This is a genomic window from Micromonospora sp. KC207 (assembly GCF_004348615.1).
GTDB lineage: Bacteria > Actinomycetota > Actinomycetes > Mycobacteriales > Micromonosporaceae > Micromonospora.
Genome location: NZ_SMKJ01000508.1, coordinates 1 through 2521 on the forward strand (window position 1 = coordinate 1; position 2521 = coordinate 2521).

Here is a 2521-nt window from a genome sequence, read left to right on the forward strand (position 1 = left end):
GTTCGTCGAAGCCGGCGGTGAGCGCGAACGGGTCCGGCGGCGCGGTGGCGGGCCGCTGCCGCACCTGGTCGGCCAGTTCGCCGGCCGCGCGGACGATCCGGGAGCGCAGGGCGCCCCCGGCCGCCGCACCCGACCAGTCCTCGGGGGCCGCGAAGACCGCCGTGGGCACGACCACCGCCCGCAGGTACGCGAACATCGGCCGGACGGCGTGCTCCAGGGCGAGGGAGTGCCGGGCGGTGCCGCCGGTGGCGGCGATCAGCACGGGCCGGTCCACCAGCGTGCCGGCGTCAAGCACGTCGAAGAAGGACTTGAACAGCCCGCTGTAGGACGCGTTGAAGATCGGCGTGACCGCCACCACGCCGTCGGCTGCGGCGAACGTGTCCAGCGCCTCGTGCAGGGCGGGCGGCGGGAAGCCGGTGAGCAGGTGGTTGACGACGTCGTGGGCGTGGTCGCGCAGTTCGACGGGGCGCAGCTCCACCTCGACGCCGCGCCGGGTCAGCTCGTCGCGGGTGGCCGCGGCGAGCTGATCGGCGAGCAGCCGGGTCGACGAGGGCCGGGAGAGCCCGGCGGAGACCACGGCGAGGGTACGGCGGCTCATCGCCCCGCCTCCGGGGCGGCACCGGCAACGGCCGGCTCGCCGACGGCACCCGACCCGGTGCCGGTGCTCGACGCGCCCTGCGCGGCGTCGGCTGCGTCACCGGCGTCGCGGGCGGCCTTCAGCGAGGCGTGCGTGGGGGCCTCGGGCACGTGCGCGGGCCGCAGCGCGGCGAACTCCCGGCGCAGCACGGGGACCACCTCCTCGCCGAGGAGGTCGAGTTGCTCCAGCACGGTCTTCAGCGGCAGCCCGGCGTGGTCGATCAGGAAGAGCTGCCGCTGGTAGTCGCCGACGTAGTCGCGGAAGCCGAGGGTACGGTCGATCACCTGCTGTGGGCTGCCGACGGTCAGCGGGGTCTGCGCCATGAAGTCCTCCAGCGCCGGTCCGTGGCCGTAGACGGGGGCGTTGTCGAAGTACGGGCGGAACTCCCGGACCGCGTCCTGCGAGTTGCGCCGCATGAACACCTGGCCGCCGAGGCCGACGATCGCCTGGTCGGGCGAGCCGTGCCCGTAGTGCGCGAAGCGCTCCCGGTAGAGGCCGACCATCCGCTGGGTGTGCTCCTTGGGCCAGAAGATGTGGTTGGCGAAGAAACCGTCGCCGTAGTACGCGGCCTGCTCGGCGATCTCCGGGCTGCGGATCGAGCCGTGCCAGACGAACGGCGGCACCCCGTCCAGGGGGCGCGGCGTCGAGGTGAACGACTGTAGCGGGGTACGGTACTTGCCCGACCAGTCGACCACGTCCTCGCGCCAGAGCCGGCGCAGCAGGTCGTAGTTCTCGATGGTCAGCGGGATGCCGGCCCGGATGTCCTTGCCGAACCACGGATAGACCGGGCCGGTGTTGCCCCGGCCGAGCATCAGGTCGACCCGGCCGTCGGCGAGGTGTTGGAGCATCGCGTAGTCCTCGGCGATCTTCACCGGGTCGTTGGTGGTGATCAGGGTGGTGGCGGTGGAGAGCAGCAGCCGCTCGGTGCGGGCCGCGATCCAGCCCAGCATGGTGGTGGGCGACGACGGCACGAAGGGCGGGTTGTGGTGCTCGCCGGTGGCGAAGACGTCGAGCCCGACCTCCTCGACCTTCCGGGCGATGGTCACCATCGCCTTGATCCGCTCGTGCTCCGACGGCTCCCGCCCGGTGGTCGGGTCGACGGTGACGTCTCCGACGGTGAAGACCCCGAACTGCATGACGGCTCCTCGTGTGGCTACCGGGCCGGTGCGGCCCCGGACATGGCCCACAACATATTTGACGAGTCAACTATTCCGTCGGTCGGGGCCCATGCTCCCGTGCCGCGGGCGCGTGGTGGCCTGGCCGGCGGCGGCGAATCGGCTGCCCGGTGCCCTCGGCTGGAGGCGGCGAATCGGGTGCGCGCGGTGGGATTCGGTGGCGGGAACGCGGGTCAGCCGCCGGCCACCGAGGGCAGCACCCGCACCTCGGCGCCGGGGAGGACCGGCGCGTCCAGCCCGCCCAGATGCCGGCAGTCCTCCCCGTCGACGTAGACGTTGACGTACCGGCGCACCTCGCCGCGCTCGTCACGCAACCGCCGGGCCAGCCGGGGCCACTGCCCGGCCAACTCGTCGAGGACGTCGCGCAGCGTCCCGGCCGCCGCGACGGTGAGCCGCGTCGCGCCGCCGACCTCGCCGCGCAGCGGCCCCGGCACCAGGACGGTGACCACTCAGACCTCCGCGGCGCGGACGCAGAGCACGTCGGGCAGGTGCGCGGCGACCAGGGACCAGGAGTCGCCCTCGTCGCGGCTGGCGTAGACCTCGCCGGAGCGGGTGCCGAAGTAGACCCCGGCCGGGTCGGCGTCGTCGGCGCACATCGCGTCGCGCAGCACCGCCGGGTAGAACGGCCCATCGGGCAGGCCCGCCGAGAGCGCCTCCCACGTCTCGCCCGCGTCGGCGGAGCGGTAGACCCGGCAGCGCTCGTCGGCCT

General features: G+C 73.7%; 4 protein-coding genes. All 4 read right to left on the bottom strand.

What is annotated here, in order from left to right; genetic code table 11:
- Positions 1-598 (bottom strand): FMN reductase (locus E1258_RS31880; protein ID WP_132407598.1); only part of this gene is annotated, 598 nt, incomplete at its 3' end.
- Entirely contained in the window at positions 595-1773 is a 1179-nt protein-coding gene (locus E1258_RS31885; RefSeq protein ID WP_132407600.1) for an LLM class flavin-dependent oxidoreductase, read from the bottom strand. The genes E1258_RS31885 and E1258_RS31880, both read right to left, overlap by 4 nt.
- 212 nt (positions 1774-1985) lie before the next feature.
- Positions 1986-2261, bottom strand: a complete 276-nt coding sequence (locus E1258_RS31890; protein ID WP_132407602.1) for a MoaD/ThiS family protein — start codon at positions 2259-2261, stop codon at positions 1986-1988.
- A partial coding sequence (locus E1258_RS31895; RefSeq protein WP_371688713.1) for a WD40/YVTN/BNR-like repeat-containing protein occupies positions 2262-2521 on the bottom strand: 260 nt, incomplete at its 5' end.

Excerpts from the sequence above, each read along its gene's own strand:
- E1258_RS31885 (WP_132407600.1), bottom strand. The coding sequence starts at position 1,773 with ATGCAGTTCGGGGTCTTCACCGTCGGAGACGTCACCGTCGACCCGACC.